The sequence below is a fragment of the Enterococcus sp. DIV2449a genome (assembly GCF_051711225.1).
Taxonomy (GTDB): domain Bacteria; phylum Bacillota; class Bacilli; order Lactobacillales; family Enterococcaceae; genus Enterococcus_D; species Enterococcus_D casseliflavus.
In genome coordinates this window covers 1,564,546-1,589,712 of the sequence record NZ_JBIOME010000001.1, presented here as the reverse complement: position 1 = coordinate 1,589,712, position 25,167 = coordinate 1,564,546, and the positions used below count along the sequence as shown (strand labels likewise).

Annotated in this window: 23 protein-coding genes; 5 read left to right on the top strand and 18 right to left on the bottom strand. The window is 42.5% G+C overall.

All coding sequences use genetic code 11. The annotated features are described in order from the left end of the window. Nucleotide 1: 1 nt before the first annotated feature. Nucleotides 2–739, top strand: coding sequence for an amino acid ABC transporter ATP-binding protein (locus tag IGI76_RS07460; protein WP_005225946.1), 738 nt, complete (start codon nt 2–4; stop codon nt 737–739). Nucleotides 740–787: 48 nt separating this feature from the next. Here IGI76_RS07460 and IGI76_RS07455 read toward each other — a convergent pair whose 3' ends face one another. Next, complete coding sequence (locus IGI76_RS07455) at nt 788–1,027, bottom strand: hypothetical protein (RefSeq protein WP_074536413.1); 240 nt, start codon at nt 1,025–1,027, stop codon at nt 788–790. A gap of 397 nt (nt 1,028–1,424) precedes the next feature. Here IGI76_RS07455 and IGI76_RS07450 point away from each other — a divergent pair, with 397 nt between their 5' ends. Beyond that, nucleotides 1,425–1,967 (top strand): outer membrane protein assembly factor BamE, encoded by a 543-nt coding sequence (locus tag IGI76_RS07450; protein ID WP_167822817.1) that lies wholly within the window; start codon nt 1,425–1,427, stop codon nt 1,965–1,967. A gap of 105 nt (nt 1,968–2,072) precedes the next feature. After that, nucleotides 2,073–2,828, top strand: coding sequence for a Tat pathway signal sequence domain protein (locus IGI76_RS07445; RefSeq protein WP_144808625.1), 756 nt, complete (start codon nt 2,073–2,075; stop codon nt 2,826–2,828). A gap of 95 nt (nt 2,829–2,923) precedes the next feature. Here the strand turns inward: IGI76_RS07445 and IGI76_RS07440 are convergent, their stop codons facing one another. The 11 genes from IGI76_RS07440 to IGI76_RS07390 form a co-directional block, all read right to left on the bottom strand. Further along, nucleotides 2,924–3,379 (bottom strand): S-ribosylhomocysteine lyase, encoded by a 456-nt coding sequence (locus tag IGI76_RS07440; RefSeq protein WP_008382180.1) that lies wholly within the window; start codon nt 3,377–3,379, stop codon nt 2,924–2,926. A 12-nt stretch (nt 3,380–3,391) separates the two neighbouring features. Further along, the gene (locus IGI76_RS07435) at nt 3,392–4,036 is read right to left on the bottom strand and encodes a class I SAM-dependent methyltransferase (protein ID WP_005225941.1); all 645 of its coding nucleotides are present in this window, start codon (nt 4,034–4,036) and stop codon (nt 3,392–3,394) included. A gap of 2 nt (nt 4,037–4,038) precedes the next feature. Further along, nucleotides 4,039–5,184 carry a cystathionine gamma-synthase gene (locus IGI76_RS07430; RefSeq protein ID WP_194186088.1) on the bottom strand — a complete coding sequence of 382 codons (1,146 nt, stop codon included), beginning with the start codon at nt 5,182–5,184 and terminating at the stop codon, nt 4,039–4,041. Next, nucleotides 5,174–6,139, bottom strand: coding sequence for a PLP-dependent cysteine synthase family protein (locus IGI76_RS07425; RefSeq protein WP_194186089.1), 966 nt, complete (start codon nt 6,137–6,139; stop codon nt 5,174–5,176). Before IGI76_RS07425 ends, IGI76_RS07430 begins: the two co-directional genes overlap by 11 nt. Nucleotides 6,140–6,548: 409 nt before the next feature. Then, nucleotides 6,549–7,649: a glycerol dehydrogenase gene (locus IGI76_RS07420; protein WP_438781288.1), complete on the bottom strand. Its 1,101-nt coding sequence runs from the start codon at nt 7,647–7,649 to the stop codon at nt 6,549–6,551. A gap of 187 nt (nt 7,650–7,836) precedes the next feature. Beyond that, nucleotides 7,837–9,006: a molecular chaperone DnaJ gene (gene dnaJ, locus IGI76_RS07415; RefSeq protein WP_005225937.1), complete on the bottom strand. Its 1,170-nt coding sequence runs from the start codon at nt 9,004–9,006 to the stop codon at nt 7,837–7,839. A gap of 126 nt (nt 9,007–9,132) precedes the next feature. After that, complete coding sequence (dnaK, locus tag IGI76_RS07410) at nt 9,133–10,962, bottom strand: molecular chaperone DnaK (RefSeq protein ID WP_005225936.1); 1,830 nt, start codon at nt 10,960–10,962, stop codon at nt 9,133–9,135. A gap of 52 nt (nt 10,963–11,014) precedes the next feature. Continuing rightward, nucleotides 11,015–11,602, bottom strand: coding sequence for a nucleotide exchange factor GrpE (gene grpE / locus IGI76_RS07405; RefSeq protein WP_005225935.1), 588 nt, complete (start codon nt 11,600–11,602; stop codon nt 11,015–11,017). A gap of 38 nt (nt 11,603–11,640) precedes the next feature. Further along, the gene (gene hrcA, locus IGI76_RS07400; protein WP_005225934.1) at nt 11,641–12,684 is read right to left on the bottom strand and encodes a heat-inducible transcriptional repressor HrcA; all 1,044 of its coding nucleotides are present in this window, start codon (nt 12,682–12,684) and stop codon (nt 11,641–11,643) included. A gap of 183 nt (nt 12,685–12,867) precedes the next feature. Continuing rightward, complete coding sequence (gene hemW / locus IGI76_RS07395) at nt 12,868–14,058, bottom strand: radical SAM family heme chaperone HemW (RefSeq protein ID WP_194186092.1); 1,191 nt, start codon at nt 14,056–14,058, stop codon at nt 12,868–12,870. Nucleotides 14,059–14,499: 441 nt separating this feature from the next. After that, nucleotides 14,500–15,147 carry a hypothetical protein gene (locus IGI76_RS07390; RefSeq protein WP_194186102.1) on the bottom strand — a complete coding sequence of 216 codons (648 nt, stop codon included), beginning with the start codon at nt 15,145–15,147 and terminating at the stop codon, nt 14,500–14,502. 161 nt (nt 15,148–15,308) lie between these two features. Here IGI76_RS07390 and IGI76_RS07385 point away from each other — a divergent pair, with 161 nt between their 5' ends. Further along, entirely contained in the window at nt 15,309–16,130 is an 822-nt protein-coding gene (locus IGI76_RS07385) for an aldo/keto reductase (RefSeq protein WP_005225931.1), read from the top strand. Between the two features lie 136 nt (nt 16,131–16,266). Here IGI76_RS07385 and iadA read toward each other — a convergent pair whose 3' ends face one another. The 4 genes from iadA to truB form a co-directional block, all read right to left on the bottom strand. After that, complete coding sequence (gene iadA / locus IGI76_RS07380) at nt 16,267–17,451, bottom strand: beta-aspartyl-peptidase (protein ID WP_015509592.1); 1,185 nt, start codon at nt 17,449–17,451, stop codon at nt 16,267–16,269. 30 nt (nt 17,452–17,481) lie between these two features. Beyond that, nucleotides 17,482–19,173, bottom strand: a complete 1,692-nt coding sequence (yfcC, locus tag IGI76_RS07375; protein ID WP_170927566.1) for a putative basic amino acid antiporter YfcC — start codon at nt 19,171–19,173, stop codon at nt 17,482–17,484. Nucleotides 19,174–19,412: 239 nt separating this feature from the next. Beyond that, complete coding sequence (gene ribF, locus IGI76_RS07370) at nt 19,413–20,366, bottom strand: riboflavin biosynthesis protein RibF (RefSeq protein WP_201689011.1); 954 nt, start codon at nt 20,364–20,366, stop codon at nt 19,413–19,415. Nucleotides 20,367–20,368: 2 nt separating this feature from the next. After that, complete coding sequence (truB, locus tag IGI76_RS07365; RefSeq protein WP_118214884.1) at nt 20,369–21,295, bottom strand: tRNA pseudouridine(55) synthase TruB; 927 nt, start codon at nt 21,293–21,295, stop codon at nt 20,369–20,371. A 122-nt stretch (nt 21,296–21,417) separates the two neighbouring features. Here truB and IGI76_RS07360 point away from each other — a divergent pair, with 122 nt between their 5' ends. Continuing rightward, the gene (locus IGI76_RS07360; protein WP_194186094.1) at nt 21,418–21,996 is read left to right on the top strand and encodes a phosphatase PAP2 family protein; all 579 of its coding nucleotides are present in this window, start codon (nt 21,418–21,420) and stop codon (nt 21,994–21,996) included. A gap of 51 nt (nt 21,997–22,047) precedes the next feature. Here the strand turns inward: IGI76_RS07360 and rbfA are convergent, their stop codons facing one another. Both rbfA and infB read right to left on the bottom strand, forming a co-directional pair. Beyond that, a complete protein-coding gene (gene rbfA / locus IGI76_RS07355) occupies nt 22,048–22,398 on the bottom strand; it encodes a 30S ribosome-binding factor RbfA (protein ID WP_005225925.1) in 351 nt (116 codons plus the stop codon). A 32-nt stretch (nt 22,399–22,430) separates the two neighbouring features. Further along, nucleotides 22,431–25,163: a translation initiation factor IF-2 gene (gene infB, locus IGI76_RS07350; protein WP_333719100.1), complete on the bottom strand. Its 2,733-nt coding sequence runs from the start codon at nt 25,161–25,163 to the stop codon at nt 22,431–22,433. Nucleotides 25,164–25,167: the final 4 nt, after the last annotated feature.

Genomic DNA, 25,167 nt, shown 5'->3' with positions numbered 1-25,167 from the left:
CATGAAAGAAAAAATCTTAGTTGAAAATCTTGTAAAAAAATACGGCGACAATACCGTATTGAACAATATCAATGTTTCAATCGCTGAAGGAGAAGTCGTTTGTGTGATCGGTCCTTCAGGATCTGGGAAATCGACGTTCTTACGCTGTTTGAACCGCTTAGAAGAACCAACCAGCGGCGATATTATCGTTGACGGCGCACATCTGATGGATAAAAACACCAATATCAATGCTGTTCGTCAACATATCGGCATGGTGTTTCAGCATTTCAATCTCTTCCCTCACTTGTCGGTTTTAGAAAATATCATTTTAGCACCGATGGATCTAAAAAATGCTTCTCGGCAAGAAGCGGAAAAGAACGCAATTCGTTTATTAGAAACGGTCGGTTTGGCAGATAAAAAAGACATGTACCCTGACAATCTGTCTGGAGGACAAAAACAACGGGTGGCGATCGCTAGAGCTTTAGCAATGAATCCCGATGTGATGTTGTTCGATGAACCAACCTCCGCACTCGATCCAGAAATGGTTGGCGATGTACTCAATGTTATGAAGGATTTGGCAAAACAAGGAATGACCATGGTGATCGTAACTCACGAGATGGGTTTTGCCAAAGAAGTAGCAAACCGTGTGATGTTTATTGACGGCGGGAACTTCTTGGAAGACGGTACACCTGAGCAAATCTTTACCAATCCTAAGCATGAGCGTACCAAAGACTTCTTAGACAAAGTATTGAATATTTAAAAAAGCCTCTGCAACAGTCCGACGAAGGAACTGTTGCAGAGGTTTTCTTTATTGTTTGTTCCGTTTCGTTTCATCTGCGATCCGCTTTTGATTTTCCCCCAAAAACACTTTTGTATCGATGGGGTTTGCTTTGTTCGCCCCGCCGATGCCAGTATCAACCATTTTCCCCCAGCCCTTCAACGGCTCTTTCCCCGCTGCACGAAGCTTGGCATTTTTTAACCGTAATGCCTGTTTTTTTGCTTCTTTTTTCGCTTGATGTTTTGCTTGCCATTGCTTTAAGATGCTCATATTCCTTCCTCCTCTCCGTGTTATGAAAAAAATCATTCCTTACATAAATTCTTAGCAAAAGGTATGCTGGTTCCTGTTGATCTGGTAAGAGTAAACAGGATTCACCTTTAAAATAGCAAATTTTTATTGAGTAGTTAAATCTATTATAACATTTACTTTTCAACATCGTAAGCTGCAGATACCAGTTTTACTAAAACCACGAAAGGATATTGGAAATCAAGTAGCCAGATCGGAAGCAACATGTTACACTTATTAAACAACACTCCCTCCAAATCTAAATAGGTATACAAACATTTTTCTTTTTTATTTTATAGCAACTGACGGGATTTTTCTAATAAAAAACCAACATTAAAATAACAAAGAAAATTCACGAAATCATTTTGGAGGAACCTATCTTATGAAAACCATCTTTTTATTTCCCTTACTAATGTTACTCTCCCTCTTTCTCACTGGCTGTACCTTAATTGACGAAATCATGGATGACACCACCAAGAGTAGTTTCTCACCAGAAGCAACGTCGTCTTCTCAATCTTTGTCAGCTGATTCAGAAACCATAGCTTCTTCTTCCAGAACTGAGAACCACACATCAGAACCCGCATCTGAAACAGCTCGTTCTTCTGATGACTTTGCACAAGCTCAGAGCAGTACCGAAACAGCTGCCCCTCAATTTTCGTATTGTGAACAATTGCAGATCGGGCTGCCGCGACGGTGGAATCGAACAGTCAACAAAGACTTACTCCACCAATTGCAAGAAGGAATGTCCTGCGATCAAGTTCTTGAGATCATGGGTGGACTGCCTTCTTGGCGACTAGCGGTTGTAGGTGTGGAATCTAATGCATGGATCAATTCCGATGGTGAGGCAATCATTGTAACTCTTATTAACCGAACCGTTTCTGATGTGGCCTGGCATGATCAGTTTTCTGAAACAGAAATTGAGTAATCCATTAAGCGATCTCTCGTAACTAAGATTGGCAAAATGCGTGATGAAATTCAAACACCTCTATTATCATGAGTCGTCTAAAAAACTTAGGAGTTGAAGGATAAAATGAAACTGAATCGTCCTCAGAAAAAAATCCGAGAGCATCGCAGAAGAAGTCTTTTGCTTTGTTTGGGCATTAGTTGTTTTTTACTCGGAGCTGTCCTCTTCTACAGCGAAAATCAACCAGCAGCTGCCTACGAGCAGTTTTTAGAGATCGATTACTTAACTGCTTTACTGGAAGAAAGACCTTCCCCTGAATCCATCAGCGATCTTGGCCTCGCTCTCATCAAACGTAGTGATCGGGTAAACCAAGAGCGCAGTGCCATTAACCGAAAGCGGCGCCGCGAAAATGTGATCGTCACGGAAGAGACTAGAAAAGTTTTTTCTCCCGATCAAGGAGCAATGGTTGATGAAGTAAGAAAAGTAACCACTCGTTTACCTGATTCAGCCATTGATTTGTTATCAACGATGGCTGACAGCAGCGCTCTCGAGACAAAAAGAGTTCCTTTAGGTTCAAGGGACAAACTGTCCAAAATCAGCTTTGATTTTGACTCCGATAACGCGGGAAATGAACATTTATCTAGAATCACATTGGTTGATGTCCCAGAATTTTTCGGTATTGATTTCTCACAATTCGGGAAAGAGGATGATATTGAGGAGATCAAAGAGACATTGATCGAACAGTATGGTTTAGATGCTCACATCAGAGACGTTAGCGCCATTCGGAGACTTTTCTTTGTTCATGAAGGATTTGAGTTTTACATTAGTCAAACCTATAATCCAAACGGAGTCGGCATCACTGTCCAAGCAGTAGAACCATAAACAAAAACTATCGAACCCCCGTCTCTTTGCGGGTTTAACAAAAAAGGCGTCTGCGAATCCAAACGCAGGCACCTTTTTTCTACTTCTATTTTTATTTAGGCAAAAACGGTCGACCAATTGTCACGTTCATCAAGAAATTCTTGCGCTAATTTTTGCGCACCCTCTAAGGTATGGTTCGCCGCCCAACCGCATTGCACTTCATTGCTGGCAGGTACTTCAGTTGCTTGCAAAACGTCCTTCATGGTTTTTTCTAGGACGGTCAAAATCTCTTCATAATCGTCGTGATTCAAGACAGTCAAATAAAAGCCGGTTTGGCAGCCCATTGGTGACCAGTCCACGATATAATCCGCATGATTACGAATCAATTCTGCCGTCAAATGTTCTAGCGAGTGCAGACTTGCCATATCCATATGCGCTTGGTTCGGCTGCTTCAAACGGACATCATATTTGATGATGGTATCATTCGTTCCTTGTTTTTTATCGGCAACCCGTACATAAGGTGCTTTGACTTTCGTATGATCCAAATTAAAGCTTTCAACATTCATTTTCATTGTACTTCTCTCCTACTCTTTTTGTGCTTCCACAAGCCAAACATACTCATTGATCTGCTTAAAACGACTGGTAAACCCATGCTGACGAAAGTATCGTTCAATATCCGCTATAACTGGATAGTACTCTCTTTGCAGATCAGCGGCTAGTCGCTGGTGACCAGCTTGCCGTGCTTCATCGATTCGTTCCATTTGGTGGGCTAGAGAAAGAAACATCGTATCCCCGAAAAGCACTTGCCCGCCTTTGGGCAGCATCGCAGCATATTTGCCGATTGCCCGTTGTTTTTCGTCCTCCGTAAGATGATGAAAAACATAGGTAGAAACGATCGTATCAATCACATCCGTGATCTCAGGAAAAACCTCCATATCACCATCTACAAAAGTCACTTTAGAAAGACTGGGTTTTGACTTGGCGATTCGCCGCATCTCTGGCGATGGCTCGATTGCCAGCACGTTTTTTCCTTGATCAAGCAGAGCTTGTGTTAGATTTCCAGTTCCACTACCAAATTCTACCACAGACTGCCCTGCTTTTTCAGCAATTTCAGCGAGTAACTGTTCATATTTGAAAAAAACCGCTCGATATTCTTCATCCTTACCTGCAACTGTTTCATCGTACTCAGCTGCCCAGTCAGAAAAAATTGGAATAAACTCTCTCCCCATCACTAGCTACCTGCCTTTTCAAACGCTTGCTCTAAATCTGCCTGCAGATCCTCACCGTCTTCGATGCCGAGAGACAACCGAATCAAGCCATCTTTGATCCCAGATTGCTCACGAATTTCTTTAGGGATCGAGGCATGGGTCATCACGGCTGGCACTTCTACCAAGCTTTCCACGCCACCTAAGCTTTCTGCTAAAGTAAAAATCTTTAATGATTCAACAAATTCTGCTGTTTTCGATTCATTGTTTAGTTCAAAAGATATCATACCGCTATACCCAGACATCTGTGATTTGGCGATCTCATGTCCTTCATGGGCAATCAATCCTGGATAATACACGTTTGCGACAGCTGGATGTGCTTGTAAGTAGTGAGCAATTTTCATCGCGTTGTTTTGATGTGCTTCCATCCGCAAAGCAAGAGTTTTGATGCTTCGTTGAATCAACCAGCTATCATGAGGCCCCAATACACCACCAATGGCGTTTTGTAAAAAAGCAATTCTTTTGGCGATTTGCGGCTCTTTGGCAACCGCTAACCCAGCTACTACATCACTGTGTCCACCGAGATACTTGGTAGCACTGTGAATCACAATATCTGCGCCTAATTGTAGCGGCTTTTGAAAGTAAGGGGTCGCAAAGGTATTATCCACGATCGTCAAAATGTCCTGTTTTTTAGCTAGTTGGGCAACGATTGCGATGTCCGTGATCTTCAATAATGGATTAGTCGGCGTTTCCAGAAAGATCGCTTTGGTTTCTGGAAGGATGGCTGCTTCAATGGCAGCTAGCTCACTTGTTTTGACAAGTGTATAAGACAATCCGCTTTTTTCTAATACTTGATGGAGCAAACGAAACGTCCCGCCATATACATCATCCCCTAAAATGACATGATCTCCAGTCTGAAACAGCGAGAAGACCGCATGGGTGGCTGCTAATCCTGAGGCAAAAGCAAACCCTTGGGCGCCTTCTTCCAGATCCGCAATCAATTCTTCTAAGGCAAAACGAGTTGGATTGCCTGAACGACTGTATTCATATTGCTTTGGCTGACCAAGAGCATTTTGCCGATAGGTTGATGCTTGGTAAATTGGCACACTAACAGCACCAGTCATTTCGTCTTCGCTGATACCGCCGTGGATTACTTTTGTATTAAAATGCATGGTTTGCTCCTCCTATGAATGGGGTGATTGCTGATTCACCCGCATAAATCTTTTTTGATAGATAGCGATCGCCTCCATCTGGAAAGACGGTAACGATCGAGCTTCCAGTTGGTAATTCGAGGCTTTCTTTTACTGCTGCTGCCATTGCCGCTCCACTTGAACTTCCAACAAGCAGACCATAGTTTTTTGCCAAGTAACGCGTAAAAGCAAAGCCTTCCGCATCACTGATCGTATAAATTTGATCAATAAGCAAATCGTCAAAAAATTGTGGAATGAACTCAACACCGATCCCTTCAATCTCATGTCCATGGGCAGGCCCGCCATTTAAGATCGATCCTTCTGGTTCAACGACAGCAAGTCGAGTGCTTGATTTTTGCTTCTTTAAGTATGTTGCGACACCCGCGAAGGTCCCCCCGCTGCCAGCTCCAGCAACAAAGCTGTCAATTTTTCCAGATAACTCCTGAAAGATCTCTGGGCCTAAGGTTGCTTGGTAGGCTGCAGGATTGTTTTGATTGTGAAATTGCATTGGCATATAACTATTTGGTAGCTGTTTTGCTATTTCCTTTGCTTTTTCAATCGCACCTTGAATGCCTGCTTCAGTGGGCGTATGAACGATGGTCCCGCCCAACGCTTCAATCAGTTGCTGCTTTTCAAGGCTAAATTTTTCAGGAATGACAAAAATCATTTTTAAGCCATACTCGATCCCAGCTAAAGCTAAACCAATTCCAGTATTTCCCGCTGTCGGTTCGATAACGGTTGTCTCATGATCGATCACATGCTCACGAAACGCTTCATCGATCAAATACTTTCCTAAGCGGTCCTTGATACTTCCACCAGGATTTAAATACTCAAGTTTCGCATAGATGGTACTTCCCTTTTTGCCGCCAAATGCTGCGGCATCAAATTCAAAGAATGGGGTGTGCCCAATCAATGCTTTTATATTATTAACGATCATCGCTCGACTCCTCGCTCAACTTTGTTTGGTACAGCTCGTATGCTTCATGTACTCATTTTCATTTGCTATCATCAGCCGTCGCCAATGAAAGCGGTAAAAAACAGCAAACAAAAAGGGGTACTGACTATTACATCAGTACCCCAAAAACATGTCGTCTTATCCGGATAGAAGTGAATCACTAAAGAAACTTCAGCGATCTTCTGCGACAAAGGAACTAATAATAGGCATGACAAATCGGTATGCTGCTTTTTGCACCATACAACAACAACAGGTAGTTTGTGTGTTGACGTTTGTCATGTCTTGTTCCCTCCTTTAATTTGCTTGTTATCAAAATAGCACGACTCTTTTTTATTGTCAAACATTTTTTGAAATCACCGAGCACACATTGATGGTCTTTAATAAAATAACATCATAGAGGATAGTAAGCACTCACATAGGCATCCACGGCTTTGATCGCTGCTGCAACATCTTCTGCAGAAACTGGGAATGGCATATTGTGGATCGTTTCCCCTTCGATGGTTGCTTGCTCGCCAATTTTTAATAGGTCTGCATCGCTGGCTTCCGCAAGATGCATGTCGGATAATGTCGTCGGTAATTCTAATGCCTGATACAATTCTATATATTGGTCGAGCTCTTCAGGATCTGCATTTTCCAGCATCAATTGAGTGAGTGTTCCGTAAGCAACCTTCTCACCATGGGTCAGATCATGAACGTCTCCTTCAAGGGCTGTCAAGCCATTATGAATCGCATGAGCTGCTGCCAGACCTGCACTTTCAAAGCCTAATCCACTTAGCAAAGTGTTGGCTTCCACGATTTGTTCAAAAGCTTCGGTAACGACTTGTTTTTTATTCGCTTGATAGGCTTTTAAGGCATTCTCAAAAAGGATCTCTTCGCATTTTTCAGCGATTGCCATGCTGGCAATTGGTTGTACGCCGCCAACCATATTTTTACTATGGCTTCGAGCAACAGCACGTGCCTCGACATAGGTTGCGATTGCATCCGCAATACCAGCGGCTAGCAATTTGGCAGGCGCTTTGGCAATCACAGCGGTATCCACTAAGACAAGTTCAGGATTTTTGTTATAAAAACGATACTTTTCAAAACGACCTTCATCAGTATAAATAACAGAAAGTGCCGAAGTTGGTGCATCAGTGGAGGCAATCGTTGGCAAAACAGCGATCGGTATTTTCAATTCATCCGCAACAGCTTTCCCAGTATCGATGGCTTTCCCACCACCTAATGAGGCAATCACTTCGATTGATTCACTTTTGGCTTTAGAGACGATACGATCGATTTCATTTGCAGAAGCTTCTCCACCAAAAATTTCTTTTACCGGTTCTAACTCGGCTGCTTTCAGGTTCTCAAATAGTTCTTCACCGGCAATTTTCCAAACAGTTTCATCGGTCAAAAGAAGCACTTTCTTTCCTAAATCTTTGATATGGGATAACCCATGCTTCAAGACCCCTTTTCCTTGAACGTATCGTGACGGACTCGCAAATATTCTTTCCATTGTATCTCCTCCTTTAATTGGTCTACTTTTATTGTGACACACTAAGCAAGCGATTTCAAAGGAAAAGAAAAAAAGATGGCCAAGAAGATTCGATTCTTGCCCATACTGCACATTTATAGCCATACAAACACTCATGCCCTTATAAAACGGATGGTTTTATAAGGGCATGAGTTGGATTTTTTCATGGTTATTTCTTTTTCCCACCAAAAGCATCTTTCATTTTATCAAAAAATCCTTCTGGTTGTTGTTCGTTCGTTTCATGGCCACTGGCTTTTGCATAAGCCCGCAATGCCTCTTTTTGTTCCTCATTTAAGTTCTTAGGTGTGATCAGCTTCACTTTGACCTGTTGATCGCCATTGCCGCCTCCCCGTAAGCGAGGGGCTCCCTTACCGCGTAAGCGGAAGTTTGTGCCTGTTTGCGTACCAGCTGGAATTTTTAATTTCACATTCCCATGAACCGTTGGTACATTGACTTCGTCGCCTAAAGCAGCTTGGACAAAGTTTAACGGCAGTTCGTAATAAATTTCCGACCCATCACGGTCAAAAATATCACTTTCTTCCACTCGGAAAACAACGTACAGATCACCATAAGGACCACCATTGGTGCCAGCTTCTCCTTGACCAGACAAGCGCATTTGTTGTCCATCTTCGACACCTGCAGGTACGTTGACTTTCACACTGTGTTTTTTCTTTTCATGGCCAGTACCATGACATGTTGTACATGGTTCTTTGATTTCTTTCCCAGTTCCATGACAAACATCACAGGTTTGACGGCTCATCACACGACCAAGCGGTGTTTGACGTTCAACATTGATGGTACCTGCACCATGACATTTATGACAGGTTTCTGGTGAAGTACCTGGTTTTGCCCCGTTCCCACCGCAGGTATGACAGGTTTCTTCACGATTGTATTGAACAGTTTTTTCCACTCCGAAAATCGCTTCTTCAAAGGAAAGATCAACCGCATATTGCAAGTCCGCTCCTTGTCGAGGTGCATTAGGATTGGCTGCTCTGCCGCCTCCACCACCGAAAAACGATTCGAAAATGTCTTCAAATCCACCAAAACCGCCACCGGAAAATCCGCCACTGTTAAAGCCGCCGAATCCACCGCCATAACCGCCTCCGTAGTTCGGATCGGTACCAGCATGACCATACTGGTCATAAGCAGCTCTTTTTTGGGAATCACTTAATATTTCATAGGCCTCAGAAATCTCTTTAAACTTTGCTTCTGCATCAGGTTCTTTATTGATGTCTGGATGATATTGTTTTGAAAGCTTACGATAAGCTTTTTTGATTTCGTCATCCGAAGCCCCTTTTTGTAGACCTAAGACCTCATAATAATCTCTTTTGTCTGCCATTGGCTTCCCTCCACTATATTCTTGCGTCTCTCGTATTTTAGCATATAATTCGCTCTAGAAAAATACGTTTCGCAAATTCATAAGAAAAAGCCAAAGCGGTGACTTTGGCTTTTTCACAAACAGCGATTATTTATCGTCACCGTCTACTTCTTCAAAGTCGGCGTCAACCACATCGTCTGCGCCGCCTTGTGCAGCTTCTGGATTTTCTTGTGCTTGTTGTTGTGCTGCTTGTTCGTATAATTTAACAGTTAAGTTTTGTACGATTTCATTCAAAGCATCACGTTTCGTTTTCATTTCTTCTAAGTTGTTTGCTTCAAGTGCAGCTTTCAACTCATCACGAGCTTCTTCCGCTTTTTTGACTTCGTCTGCATCCACTTTGCCTTCAAGCTCTTTCAATGTTTTATCAACAGTGAACAACAAAGCATCGACGTCATTGCGTAGATCAACTTCTTCTTTGCGTTGTTTGTCGGCTTCAGCGTTTGCTTCAGCATCTTTTACCATGCGTTCGATTTCTTCATCTGATAAACCTGAAGATGATTTGATCGTGATTTTTTGTTCTTTTTGTGTACCTAAATCTTTTGCAGAAACATTGACGATCCCATTTTTATCGATATCAAATGTTACTTCGATTTGAGGGATGCCACGAGGTGCTGGTGGAATATCCGTCAATTGGAATCTACCTAATGTTTTGTTGTCAGCTGCCATTGGGCGTTCTCCTTGCAAGACATGGATATCAACGGCTGGTTGATTGTCTGCTGCAGTTGAGAAGACTTGTGATTTACTTGTAGGGATCGTTGTGTTACGATCGATCAGTTTTGTGAAGACGGCACCCATTGTTTCGATACCTAATGATAATGGTGTAACGTCTAGTAAGACGACATCTTTCACATCACCTGTGATCACGCCACCTTGGATCGCAGCACCCATCGCTACCACTTCATCTGGGTTTACTGATTTGTTTGGTTCTTTATTGGTTTCTTTACGAACAGCATCAACTACTGCTGGAATACGTGTTGAACCACCAACTAAGATGACTTCATCGATTTCTGATTGTGACAAGCCAGCATCTTTCAAAGCTTGGCGTACTGGAATTTTTGTCCGTTCGACTAGGTCTGCGGTCAATTCATCGAATTTCGCACGAGTCAAGGTCATTTCCAAGTGCAATGGACCAGCATCACCAGCTGTGATAAATGGCAAGCTGATTTGAGTACTTGTTACACCTGACAAGTCTTTTTTCGCTTTTTCAGCAGCATCTTTCAAACGTTGCAAGGCCATTTTGTCTTTTCCAAGATCAATGCCGTTTTCTTTTTTGAATTCTGCTACCATGTGGTCGATGATTTTGTTATCAAAGTCATCCCCACCTAGGTTGTTGTCCCCAGCAGTTGATAATACGTCAAAGACGCCATCCCCTAATTCAAGGATCGATACGTCGAAAGTACCACCACCTAAGTCAAAGACTAGGATTTTTTCATCTTTATCTGTTTTATCTAACCCATAAGCTAAAGCTGCGGCAGTTGGTTCGTTGACGATCCGTTCTACTTCAAGACCGGCAATTTTACCAGCATCTTTGGTTGCTTGACGTTGTGCATCGTTGAAGTATGCAGGAACAGTAATGACTGCTTTTTCAACTTTTTCACCTAAATAGTCTTCAGCAAATCCTTTGATGTATTGAAGAACCATTGCGGAAACTTCTTGTGGTGTGTAAGATTTGCCTTCAACTTCTACTTTGTATCCAGCTTCACCCATATGGCGTTTAATAGAAGAAATCGTATTCGGGTTTGTTACTGCTTGGCGTTTTGCAACTTCCCCTACTTGGATCTCACCGTTTTTGAATGAGACAACAGAAGGTGTGGTACGGTTTCCTTCTGGATTCGTAATGATTTTTGCTTCGCCGCCTTCAAGGACAGCAACAGCTGAGTTTGTTGTTCCTAAGTCGATACCGATAATTTTACTCATAAGTAATACACTCCCTTTTTTAATTTAAACATCTACTTATAGATAGAAAGAACTATTGTGCAACGATGACCATGCTTGCACGCAAGACACGATCATGCAATTTATACCCTTTTTGCAAGACAGTAACGATTGTGTCTGCCGGTGTTTCATCAGAGGCAGGTACAGTCTGCACCGCTTGATGCAAGTTCGGATCGAACATTGCACCTTCAGCAGGAATCTCTTCGATTCCCTCTTCTTTTAAGGCTTGACGCAGACTTTCAAGAACCATTTCAACGCCTTTTTTCAAATTCGCAGCTTGGTCTTGATCGACATCTGCTGCCATCGCTCGTTCCAAATTGTCGATTGCTGGCAACAGTTTTTTGCCAAGATCTTGCGAGCGGTATTTTTGTAAAAGTTCCCGCTCGTTGCGGTTACGTGAAGTGATATTTGCGATCTCTGCACGAGCACGCAGGAATTGATCTTCCAATTCGTTATTCTTTTCTTGCAAAAGTTCCAATTCGCTTTTTTCCACTGCTTCTTCCTCTGGTTGAGGAGTCTGTGCTTCAGTTTCAGTTGATTCATTTGAAGATTCAGTTGTTTCTGCGGTTTCTTCAGCAGTTTTATCTAATTCTTCATCTAAACGCTCTTCTTTTTCCGTCACGTTTCAACCATCCCTTCTACGATTTGTTTCATTGCCGCTTATTCATTGGCAGCGTCTAATGCGCGATAATAATCGGCCAATTTTTTTGCTAACTCGCCTCGAAAAACTTCCATCAATCCAAACATCCGTGAATACGGCATACTTGATGGACCTAATAAAGCGATCGTTCCTTGTCCATGACCTTCGATTTCATAGCTGGCTTGGATCAAACTCATATTTTGTAACAAGTCGTTGCCAAGCTCAGAGCCGATTCTGATTTGAATCGCAGAATCTCTTGGCGCCAGCAGCTGTGTCAGCTGATCTGCGTTTTTCATAAATGAATACATCGATTTGAACTGACTAACATCTTGCGTCGGTTCAAAATCCAGAAGATTCATTCGCCCGCCGACGAAGATTTTTTCTTCAAAAATATGGCTCAGCATCGTATCAAAGAGATCAACGATTCCGTCAGTCGTTTGAAAATACTTATGCAGAATCATAGGAATCTCGGTTCTTAATCGATGGTAGACCGTCATTAGAGGTTCACCGATCAATTTGTCGTTGATGATCCTTACCATTTTTTCCAAATCTTCGCTGCTCATTGATTCAGGAAGAGTAAAGACTTGATTTTCGACATTTCCTTTATCCGTCACGATGATCGCGATGATCTGTCGTGCATTCAAAGGGACGATTCGAAAGCCCGTCAATTTCCTTTCCTTCATATCTGGTCCGAGAGACAACGCTGTATAGCTAGTCAAGTTGGACAAGATCGTGGCAGACTGCTGGATGATTTCATTGATTTCATGAAAATCTTTTCCAAAAGAATGACGAATGGTTTGAATTTCGTTTTGGTCAACTTCAGATGGCTTCAATAAGTGATCAACGTAATAGCGATACCCTTTTATTGATGGCACACGCCCTGAAGATGAATGTGTTTTTAGCAGAAGACCAGCTTCTTCCAGCGCCTTCATCTCATTACGAATGGTGGCAGAGCTAGCTTCAACCCCATCTTCCATCAATCGCTTCGAGCCCGTGGGCTGACCAGTATTCGTATAGTTTTGGATGATGAGGTGTAAAATCATTTGTTGTCTAGGTGTCAACATTTTATCCACTCCTCCGTTAGCACTCATTCCTATTAAGTGCTAACACGATTATAAATATACCATATTTGCTAGGAATGTCAAGTATTTGCATCACTTTTTTAGCACTCTTTCTAAGAGAGTGCTAAAAAAAGAAATCAAAAAAAGAAGCAGCGCGAAATGGCTACTTCTCTTCCTTGTTCTTTCTTATTTTTCTCCATCCAAGAGAAATGCTTCAAACACTTCGTTGCCAATGAACATCCCAGCTTTCGTTAAAAAGACACGATCACCTTGACTAGCCAACCAGCCTTTTTGAACCAACTGTTCGCTAGTTGAACCATAGATTTCCTGAAAAGACTTCCCGAATTTTTCTGCAAAGCGTATTTTTGAAATGCCAGCCTTTTTACGAAGGCCTAAAAACAGTTCCTCTTCCATTTGATTACTGGTTGTCAATTCTTCGGTTTCATGGATTGGCAATTGATTTTCCTGTAATGGTTTCAAATAATGCTGGATTGGACCTTTATTCTTGTAGCGGGTCTGTCCAAGATACCCGCTGGCGCCTGCCCCAAAGCCAAAATAATGTTCATTGTTCCAATACACTAGATTATGCAAGGACTCATACCCTGGTCGTGCAAAATTACTGATTTCATATTGATTCAAGCCAGCTTTTGTCATCGCGGCGATCGCCTCATCAAACATCTGCGTTTCAGCTTCTTGAGAAGGCAGCGCCATTCTCCCTTGGCGAACCCAGTTCATAAACATGGTTTTGTTTTCTAAAATCAAGGAATACATCGCATAGTGAGGCAACCCGAGATCAATCGCTCGCGTCAGTGTATCACGGAAGCTTTCTATGCTTTGTCCCGGAAGTGCATAAATCAAATCGATCGTCACATTCTGAAAATCATGTTTTTCCAGCAGCTGAATGGTTGAATAAACATCTTCAGCGGTATGCTTGCGGCCAATTTTTTTAAGCAAGCGATTATCAAAGGTTTGGACCCCCATCGACAAGCGAGTGACTTGATGGTTTTTCAAAACCAGCATTTTTTCTTCACTCAAATCACCAGGATTTGCTTCCACGGTAAACTCTTTGGTTGTGTGGGTCGGCAGCAATTCATGCACACCTGAAAGCAATCGATCCAGCTGGTTCGCCGAAAGCGACGTTGGCGTCCCGCCGCCGATATAAATTGTTTCCACCTCATTGATAGGCTGACGCAAGAGGGTCAGCTCAATTTCTTTTAGTAACGCTTCGATGTACTCATCCACTGGCTGCCCTTCTAAAAACACTTTGTTGAAGTCACAGTAATAGCAGATATGTTCACAGAATGGTATATGTATATACGCAGAAATATTTTGCGCGCTTTTTGTAGATGGATCGTTTATTGTTTGACCTTCAGGCATTCCTAAGTGATTCTCCTCTACCTTCTTTTTACTCCCATCGCTGAGAGCATCGGCACTCATTGTAGCATAGTTCTTAGAATTCTCCTATCACTTGGACTATTTTGGGCAAGAAAAAACACCACTTCCAAGAAGTGATGTCTTCAAATAGTCATAGCAAAAATTAAGAGCACTACTCTTATTAAGTACGGTAAAATACCGCTTTTGTTCTTATCCCACCCAGAAAAAAATCTGTTTGTTACAAGAACTAACACTTCCCCCAAACTGTTAGCGCCACAATAGATAAGCTGTTGCTGACGGCTTACTTAAAAAGAGCAGGACTCTTATTCTTGAAAGACAATTGCTTGTCTTATCTGACTTAAGTATACCTTTTTTTAAAAATTAAGTCCTATCATCTTTTTCACCAGTCTATGAAAACGATGAGAATCATCCCCTTGGCGACCGTTATAGAATGTGTAGCAAAATATCGATCAGATAACGGATCAACCGATACGCAATAAATAAGAAGAAAATATTTCCCAGCAAGAATTGAAAAACATTGCCGATCGATCCCTTAAAGGAGCGAAAGCTGAAATAACGCGACCAACGATTGAACCCGTTTTGGCGATTTCGTTTCAAACGATACGCTTCATCATATTTCATTTCCAAGAGGTCATAGTAAAAAATCATCAAGGGTTGTTGCACAAAGAAAACTTTTTTATAGCCTGCCATCAACGTGTACTGTTTATTATTGGAAGGGAAATTGCGATTGCCGTTTTTCTTCACGCGCATCGTTGTTCCATCGTTCATTGGGAACGCATAATGATCCTCGAATTCTGTCAGTTGATGAATTTGCGGCACCTGATTTTCTTCTTCAAAAGCACGTACGACCTCACTCGCTTTCTGAGAAAGTGAAACCAGCCACGCCATCATCCCTAGCAAAATACCTAGCAAGATGATATTTAAAAGCAAACTTTCTTGTAACAAAAATAAATAACCTAAGATAATCAAAATCGCCACACCCAGGGCAATCATTCTTCTACGGAAATAACTGCGATACATCAATTCAAAAGAGCGCCGATAATAGGCATAATCTTCTTTTACAAAATCCATTTTTTCCACATCTTTCTGCGTTTAGGTTGCTGATAATGTATCAAAGATCCTTTTGAAAGTCAATTTACCGAAAAAGTTTCAGCGTCTGATTTGTTTCAAACAAGAAAACGTTTTATAATGGAAGATGTAACAAAAAAAGCGATGAAAGTAGGTTGAGATACGTGATATTACAAGAAACATTTACCTTGCAGAACAAACTGACGATTCCTAAGATTGGCCTTGGAACCTGGCAATCTTCTCCAGAAGATGCTTACAACGCCACAAAATTTGCCATTCAAAACGGTTATCGACATGTCGATACAGCGGCAGCATACAAAAACGAAGAAGCGGTTGGGAAAGCTGTGCGCGATTCAGGCGTTGCCCGCGAAGAAATTTTTGTTACCACGAAAGTACCTGCTGAGTTGAAGACCTACCAAGAAGCGGTTGATAGCATTGATGCTTCTCTAAAAAAACTTGACTTAGGGTATATCGATTTGATTTTGATCCACGCCCCTCGTCCTTGGAAAATCATGGGAAACAATCCAGAAAACAAAGATTTTTATCTTGAAAACATCGATGTTTGGAAAGCATTAGAAGAAGCCTACTTAAGTGGGAAAGTAAAATCAATTGGTGTTTCCAACTTCGATCAAAAAGATTTACAGAATATTTTTGATCATTGCGATGTGAAACCGATGGTCAACCAGTTTGTTTACCATATTGGACGCACAAATGAAGAGTTATTGGCATTTTGTAAAGACCACGAAATTTTAGTGGAAGGCTATTCTCCAATCGCCACCGGTCGTTTACTCGATAACGATGCAGTGAAGACGATTGCGGAAGCTTATGGAAAATCTATTCCACAACTTTCAATTCGTTACTTGCTACAAAAAGACATTCTGCCATTGCCAAAATCCGTTCATGAAGAATACATTTCTGACAATGCCAAAGTTGACTTTGAAATTTCTGAAGAAGACATGAAGAAATTGGATGCGTTGCAAGCTTAAGAATGCTTGCGTTTAATTGAAAAAAGCAGTCCGATCAAGTCCAGTAAATGCTGGTCATGGATCGGGCTGCTTATTTTGTTCTAAAACTCTGTTTAAAAAAACAACCGTTTCTTAGTTTGTCAAAGCTGGAATCTTCTTATGTTAGTTGCTCAAAGGTACCCCACACTTTTACTTCTTGTTTTTCTACCATCGTTCTGCCTTTCGCTAGAACCGTTTCTACTGTTAATGATTCTTTGTTCAGCAAGCAAATATCAGCATCCATCCCTGCTGCAAGACGTCCCTTTTGATCAAGCTTCAATACTTTCGCTGGATTAGAAGTGATTGCTCGAATGGCGATCTCCAATGGAATCTGCTCTTTTTGGACTGCTTCTTTAATGCCTACCATCAGCGCTCGCGAACTACCGACACCCAGACCTATGAATTGATTGTTTTCATCAAAGTACGGGAGGCTGCCTTGCCCATCAGAGGTCATGGTAAATTGATCCAGCCCGATCCCTTCTGCTAACAAACGCTTCAGTCCTTTACTGAAGCGAACCTCATCGTCTTCTTTTTCCCAGAAATCAGGATCCTCACTCGCCGTAAAATCAATCGTTCCACCCATTTTTGCAAAAGCAATACTTGCTTCGAAAAGCTCGCTAGTCCGATTGGCATGTGTCGGTAAAAATTGGCTGATTGGAATCTCTGTTTCTTCGATAGTTCGTAAAAGCAGCTCATATTTTCTCTTTCCTCCCCCTAAGTGGACGTTTACGATGCCTGCTTTTCCAGAGAGCATCCCACCAACACGGGCATCCGCCACCGCGCGGGTAAATTCTTCGAAACTCGGTTGTGAAGAACGATGGTCAGAAACGGCAATTTCACCGATACCAATGATTTTGTCAATAGTCAAAAAATCTTGAATGATAGAATCGGTGACCGGAGTCAATGGCAATCGATAAGAACCGTCATACAAGTACGTCGTGATGCCTTCTGCCTCTAGTCCACGGGCCTTACTGATCAAGGCAGTCATATCTCTGCCTACTCCGTCAGTACCCAAACACCCAACCACTGTCGTTACCCCCGCTGAGGTCAGCTGAGACAATTTCACTTCTGGTGTCCGGTTCTGAAAGCCACCTTCCCCGCCACCTCCTAAGATATGAAAGTGGCAGTCAATAAAGCCGGGAACAGCAAGTAACCCTGTGCCATCGATTTCTTCAAGAGGAACCCCTGAGAATCCTCCTTCGATCGAATCTTCAATAGCAATGATCTTGTCTTCGCTTAAAAGAATATCTTTTTTTCCTAAATAGTCAGGCGCATAAACCTCCGCTTGTCGTATCACCTTCATGAGTGCTTCCTCCTCGTGTCTGATTGCTTCTTATTGCAAGCCGATCGCGACTGCAATAAAGATGAAGATCGTTCCTAATACAAATAAGAACCCTTGCATTTTGATCTGGAATTTCGCCCATTTCACCCATTCGATTCTTGCGACACCTAGCACACCGATCAGACTTGCCGATACTGGAGTGAAGGCATCCATGAAGCCTGAGCCTAATTGATAAGCCAATACAGCGATCTGTCTGGAAACACCTAAAAGATCAGCTAATGGCGCCATGATCGGCATGGTCAATGCAGCCTGACCTGAATTGGAGGTCACGATCAAATTGAAGAAGCTTTGGAAAATGTACATGAACCATGCCCCAATAAATGCTGGAACATTGCTTAACAAACCACCGATGCTGTGCAAAATCGTATTCAAGGCTGACGGCACGTTGGCATCAGAACCGCCGAGAACCAGAAGAATCCCTTTGGCCATCCCTACAACGATTGCAGTTCCCGCTAATTCTGAGGCCCCTGATTGAAAGGCACTCGCCACATCATTCAAGCCCATATTTTCTAATTTGAAAAGAACCGCTATGATTCCTGCCCCTAAGCCCATAACAAAGAATTGAGAAGCGATCTCGGGAATATAATAGCCTTTTTGTGTCACACCCCATACGATCCAGATCAAGACCGCCAGCATTTCAACCAAGATCAATTTATGACCTAATAAAAATGGTTTTTGCTCACTGGAGGTTTTTTCAAGATGATTTCGAAAATACGCATCTGATTGATACGTGAGCGATTTCTCAGGATTCTTGCGAATTCTTTCGGCATAGATCATGAGGTATCCTGCGGATAATGCGGTAACCACGACCCACATGATGATTCGGAACGTTGCGCCTGAAAGAACGGGAATACCTGCGATCCCTTGAGCCACTGCCACACTAAATGGACTCATCCACGAGGTGGCATTCCCAATCTGGGAGGCGACATAGGTGACAGTGACCGCCACGATCGAGTCATACCCTAATGCGATCACGAAAGGCACCATGACCATCGAAAACGGAATGACTTCTTCTGCCATCCCAAAAGTAGCACCACCAAATGAAAAAGCAAAGAACAACAGTGGCAATGCCAAACGTTCTAATCCACGGGTTTTGCTGATAAATGCAAAAATCCCCGCATCGATCGCTCCCGTTTGCATGATAATACCAAATGCACCACCGACCACTAAAATCAGTGCTGCAATCCCTACTGCTGAGCCGTATTTGTCGCCAGAAACCAACCCTTCAAAAACAAAATTTAAAAAGCCGAAACCGCCAAAGTCATCGGTTCCCCAAACCTTGGCTGTTTTATGCAGTTTTTCTGAAGTATCATAAATCTTTTCGCCATAAAGGCTGTAAAGGGTGTCATCCGTTAGCCCGACCTCATCTAATTGACTCTGGGACAACTCTTTAGGCCCTTCAGCTAGAACAGCTGCTAAAGCCTCAGGATCGACATCTAATTCTTCCAGCTCTTGTGGATCGTCTTCCAATTGATTCAACTGTTGATAGACGTATTCGTTATCTAACGGGTAGGCATAACGAAACGAATCTTGCATCAAGACCGTTCTGGTACTTATGTCCCCATTTGCATCGGTATACTCGATTTCTTGTGTACTAAATTTCCCAGCAGGAACTAAGAAAGTCAGCAACCATGCCAACAGCACGACCCCAAAAATGATGACATACGTATGCGGCGTTTTCATTTTGGTTAAATCTTTCTTTTCTTTCCCCTTTTTCGCTTTTTTTCCAATTGTCACTTTTTCTCTCCCTTTCCCTTTGCAGCGTACTGCATAAATTATCATTTTAGCCTATTTTTTAGTATATCGAAAAAACGTTTTTTCCTCATGGGGAAAGCATTAGAATTCAAATAAACTACGTTATAAAAAGAGAGAAAAAGAAAAAGTGAAAAGAAGCCAGAAACGCTTCTTTTCACTACGAACGACTAGTTTTCTTCAGAAAGCCCATCAAAATAAGCTTCAGTGTCTCGTTCATCTTGCTTTAATTGCTCGATCAACGCTTGTGCGCCATTGAAAGCGACTTGATCACGTAAGAAATGATGCCAACGGATCGTCACGGTTTCACCATAGATATCTTGGTGAAAATCGAGAATATAAATCTCTACTGTTAACTGGCGACCTTGACCAAACGTATCATTGTGACCAATCGATCCCATCGATGGATACCACTTGTCACCAACTTTGATTTCCGTCACATAGACGCCTTCTTTTGGCAACCGAACGGTGCTCTTCACTTTGATATTTGCGGTTGGAAACCCAAGTTCTCGTCCTCTAGCATCACCGTGAACGACGGTTCCTTCAAATTCATAAATATACCCTAACAAGCGATTGACTTGCACCATATCACCATTTTGTAGTGCAGAGCGAATGCGTGTGGAGCTGACCTTTTCCTCATGAAACGATTCTTGCGCGACAGTCACGACTTCAAAACGTCCTTCTGCATAGGTTGGCAAAAGCGCCATGTTGGCTATCTCTTTCTTGCCATAGGTATAGTCAAAACCTGCAACAACAACTTTTGCATGCAGTCCGATCATGTATTCATCTACAAATACTTGCGGTGCCAAATTTGCAAAAGCAGAAGTAAATTCAATGATATAAAGAATATCTACCCCAAGTTGTTCCAGGTGCGCTTCTTTTTGCGGCAAACTGGTCAGGTATTGCATTTTTTCAGGATCAACCTTTTGAAAAACGATCGAGGGATGCTGATTAAAGGTCATCAACGCCAATTTTAACCCTTTCTCCTCTGCAATCTTTCGTCCTGTTTCAATGACTTTTTGATGACCTAAATGTACGCCATCGAAAAAGCCTAAAACTAAGACGATCTCCTCATCAGGAATCGCTGCGTGATCATAAGGGTGTCTTATTTCAATGATTTCCATATTCATTCTCCTATTTCTGTACGGATGACTTTTACCGGTTTCATCATATCATGGTATTTGTCATGAGCTTTATAGATACTGATCAATTGTTCTCGATAAAAAATCGCCACTAATTCCTCTGGGCGCTTTGGTAATCCAAACGCGCTGAAGGGCAAACGCATGCCATTTTTTACTTTCTGCCAGAGGTCTGCATCGATCGTCACTTGAAGAAATTCTGATACCCCGTATTCTAAAGGTAGTAGTAGTTCCGAAACACGTTGTTCATCGACTGCCTTTTGCACCTCTGCAATCGTGTAGGATTGTTCTTTTGAAAAACCACCGCTTTTTAGGCGAGTCAAATCAGACATATGCGCGGGTACACCCAGCAATTTCCCTGTGTCGACCGCTAATGTGCGAACATAGGTCCCTTTTCCACAAGCAACTTCAAAACGCCAGCTTTGCGTATTGTCCTCATGAATAATCGGCTCTGAAATTCGTTCAAAGGAATAAATTTCTGCTTTGCGCTGTGGCCGCTCGACAGTTTCATTGTTACGAGCATATTCGTAAAGTCGTTTGCCATTGACTTTGACCGCCGAATACATCGGCGGGATCTGGGTAATCGTCCCCGTCAACTGTTTCATTGCCTGATCGATCTCTTCCTTCGTAAACGGACGAGTTAGTGCTTGTTGTTCAACGATATCCCCCGACCGATCTTCTGTAGTGGTACTGAAGCCCAAAGTGATTTCCCCGGTATAGACTTTTCCAGAATCAACCAAGTATTCGACGATCTTCGTTCCTTTTCCGATACAAATGGGCAAGACACCATCCACGTCAGGATCTAGTGTGCCGCTGTGTCCGATTTTTTTTGTCTTTAATATTTTTCGTAATTTAAACACGCAGTCGTGACTTGTTTGTCCACGCTCTTTCCATAATGGTAAAATCCCGTCCATCGTATTCCTCCATTTCACTTCAACTTGCTTATTATAACATATAAAAAAAATTCATTGCACGACAAAATCCTTTTCGCTCTTTCTCATTACATGATAAACTAAGCATATAAGGAGGTCCTAAAATGGTTGTTTTAACGATAGGGTCATTTATTGGATTTGCCATTTTTTTGATCATGATTCAGCTCGGCACGATGCAGCGTTGGGAAGAAGCGTTTGCTTTGCAGATCATCCAAAGCCGTACGCCCTCTTTGACGCGCATGATGCACTTTTTTACCAATTTAGGAAAAGCCTTTCCGACAGTTGCGATTGCTTTACTGTTGTTTGCCTTTCCATTATCGCGGGCGGATCTTGCACCAAAAACAGCAGTCAGTATCTTCATAGTATCAGCAGCTGCTTACTTGATCAAACGAATCGTCCGACGAGATCGTCCTATTGATCATCGTTTAGTTGAAGAAAAAGATCACAGCTTTCCTAGTGCTCATGCTGCCACATCCGCTGCCATGTATGGAACGATCGCCTTGAATCTTGGACAATTGGTTCCCTCAGCTGTCATCCCGATGACCTTACTGGCAATTTTGCTTAGCTTTATGATTGGCTTTAGCAGAGTCTACTTAGGAATCCATTTTTTAACAGATGTGATCGGTGGTTGGCTCTTAGGGGCAGGTGTTGCTGGACTGGTTACTTTACTGATGAATACCTGATGCTCTTTTCAAATAAAAAAGAACAGCTTCGATTGGAAGCTGCTCTTTTTTTTATTCTTCTGAGTGCAATGCGCGAATCATTTCATCAATTTTATTCCCGTATTGTACTGATTCATCCAATTCGAATTGGATTTCTGGAACTTTATAGAGCGTTAACGCTTGACCTAATTCACGACGAACCAAGCCAGTTGCTTTTTCCAGTCCTGCTTGGGCTTTTTGCTTATCTGAAGCTAAGTCCGTTAGGGTGCTGTAAAAGATCGTTGCTTGCTGTAAATCTCCAGTTACTCGTACATCTGTGATCGTCACATCTTGCACGCGAGGATCACGAACTTTTTTACGAAGAATTTGATTGACTTCTTTTAAGATTTCTTGCGCCACTCGGCGATCTCGATAGTTAGCCATTCAAAAAGCCTCCTTGTATAGTTGTCATTCCGTTATTTTGTCGGTACTTCTTCCATGACATAGCCTTCGATCACGTCATCAACTTTAAGATCGTTGAATTTCTCGATCATCGCGCCACATTCAAACCCTAGCTTCACTTCTTTGACATCATCTTTGAAGCGTTTCAAGCTGGCAAGTTTTCCTTCATAGATAACGATGCCGTCACGGATCACGCGGACGCCACTGTCACGGCGAATACTGCCTTCCGTTACGTAGCAACCTGCGATCGTGCCCACTTTAGATACTTTGTATGTTTCACGAACGATCATTTGACCAGTGATTTTTTCTTCGAATTCAGGATCAAGCATCCCTTTCATCGCGGTTTCGATTTCTTCGATCGCTTTGTAGATGATGCGATGCAAACGAATATCGACTTTTTCCGCTTCCGCTTGCTGTTTGGCTTGCGGTGTTGGACGTACGTTAAATCCGATGATGATGGCATTACTTGCTGCTGCTAGCGTTACATCACTTTCATTGATTGCACCAACGGCTGAATGGACGATGTTCACTCGCACACCTTCAACATCGATTTTCTTCAATGAAGCAGCTAATGCTTCAGCTGAACCTTGTACGTCTGCTTTGATGATGACATTTACTTCTTTCAGTTCGCCTTCTTTTAGACTTTCAAACAAGTTATCCAATGTCACACGACTGCTTGATGCGCGTTGCTCCATCAAGGCACGTTTTGCACGTTCTTCACCTGCTGCCCGAGCCGTTTTTTCATCTTCAAAGGTAACGAAACGGTCACCTGCTTGAGGGACATCGTTCAATCCTGTGATTTCGACTGGCGTTGCAGGTCCAGCTGCTTTATCACGACGACCTAAATCATTCGTCATCACGCGGACACGACCGAAAGTGTTCCCTACAACGATTGGATCACCAACATGAAGAGTTCCTTGTTGTACCAATAGTGTTGCTACAGGACCTTTGCCTTTATCAAGGCGCGCTTCAATAACGGTACCGATCGCTCGTTGGGTAGGATCAGCTTTCAAATCTTCGACTTCTGCTACTAAGAGGATCATTTCAAGCAATTCTTCAATGTTTTGCCCAAATTTCGCTGAGATTTCAACGAAGATCGTATCCCCACCCCAAGCTTCTGGGATCAACTCATGTTCACTTAATTCTTGCATCACATGTTGAGGGTTAGCACCTGGTTTATCGATTTTGTTAACTGCAACGATGATTGGCACTTTTGCTGCTTTCGCATGGTTGATCGCTTCCACCGTTTGCGGCATGACACCATCATCAGCTGCGACAACTAAAATCGTAATATCAGTGATACTTGCTCCCCGTGCACGCATACTGGTGAACGCCGCGTGTCCAGGAGTATCTAAGAAAGTGATTGGTTTGCCATTGATGTCGATTTGGTAAGCCCCAATATGCTGCGTGATTCCTCCAGCTTCACCACTTGTTACGCGTGAATGACGTAATGTATCAAGCAATGTTGTTTTCCCGTGGTCAACGTGACCCATGATGGTAACAACAGGTGGTCGTGATACTAAATTCTCTTCAATTTGTTCTTCTGCTTCGAAGAATTTATCGATATCTGCGATATCCACTTGAACTTTTTCTTGTGGTTCGATTCCGTAATCGGTAGCAAGCAGTTCAATCGTATCTTTATCTAAAGGTTGGTTTTGATTGACCATAACCCCCATCATAAAGAGCTTCTTGATGATCTCTGCTGGTTCACGGTAGATTTTTTTCGCGATATCCGCTACGTTCATGCCTTCTGTATATTCCAATACTTCTGGCAGTTCACGGAATTTACGTGCTGGAACTGGCGGTTTCTTTTCCGTCTGCTGACGGCCTTTTTTCCCTTTTTTGTTAAATTTATTGCGATTGTTGTTGTTGAAATTGTTATTGCGTCCACCGTAATTTGACTTGCCGCGGTTTTGATTTCCTCCACGGGAATCATTCGAGCCTTGCGTACGGTTGTTGTTGCGGTCTGCCCCTTGCGTATTTCCTGCAGATTGAGCGGCTGGACGGTTTTGCTGTCCTTGGTTTGTTGGGCGATTTTGTTGCCCTTGATTATTCGGACGGTTTTGTTGTCCTTGGTTTGTTGGGCGATTCTGTTGCCCTTGATTATTCGGACGGTTTTGCTGTCCTTGATTGTTCGGACGATTTTGTTGCCCTTGGTTGTTTGGACGGTTTTGCTGTCCTTGATTGTTCGGACGATTTTGTTGCCCTTGGTTGTTTGGACGGTTTTGCTGTCCTTGGTTTGTTGGGCGATTTTGTTGCCCTTGATTATTCGGACGGTTTTGTTGTCCTTGGTTTGTTGGGCGGTTTTGTTGCCCTTGATTGTTACGATTCTCTTGGTTATTCACTCGATTATGACTTCCTTGGTTATTTGGTCTGTTACTTCCTTGACTGTTCGTGCGATCTACTTGTCCTTGACCAGCAGGACGGTTATTGCTTTGCGTAGTTCGCTGTTGACTTTGATTGTTATGACGGTTTTGGAAGTTAGGATTATTTCTTTGCGTTTTAAATTTCTTTTGTTCTTGTTTTTCCGGCTGGTTGGCTGGTTTCTGATTTGCGGGATTTGAGTTTGCAGATGTTTTACCATTTGGATTGCCGCCTAATGACTGCTGCAATTTTTGCGCCTCTCCATCTGAGATCGCGCCCATATGATTTTTGACATCAAAGCCTAAAGATTGTGCTTTTTCAACAACCTCTTTGCTCGACTTATTCCATTCTTTTGCAAGTTCATAAATTCTTTTTTTTCCCATGCAA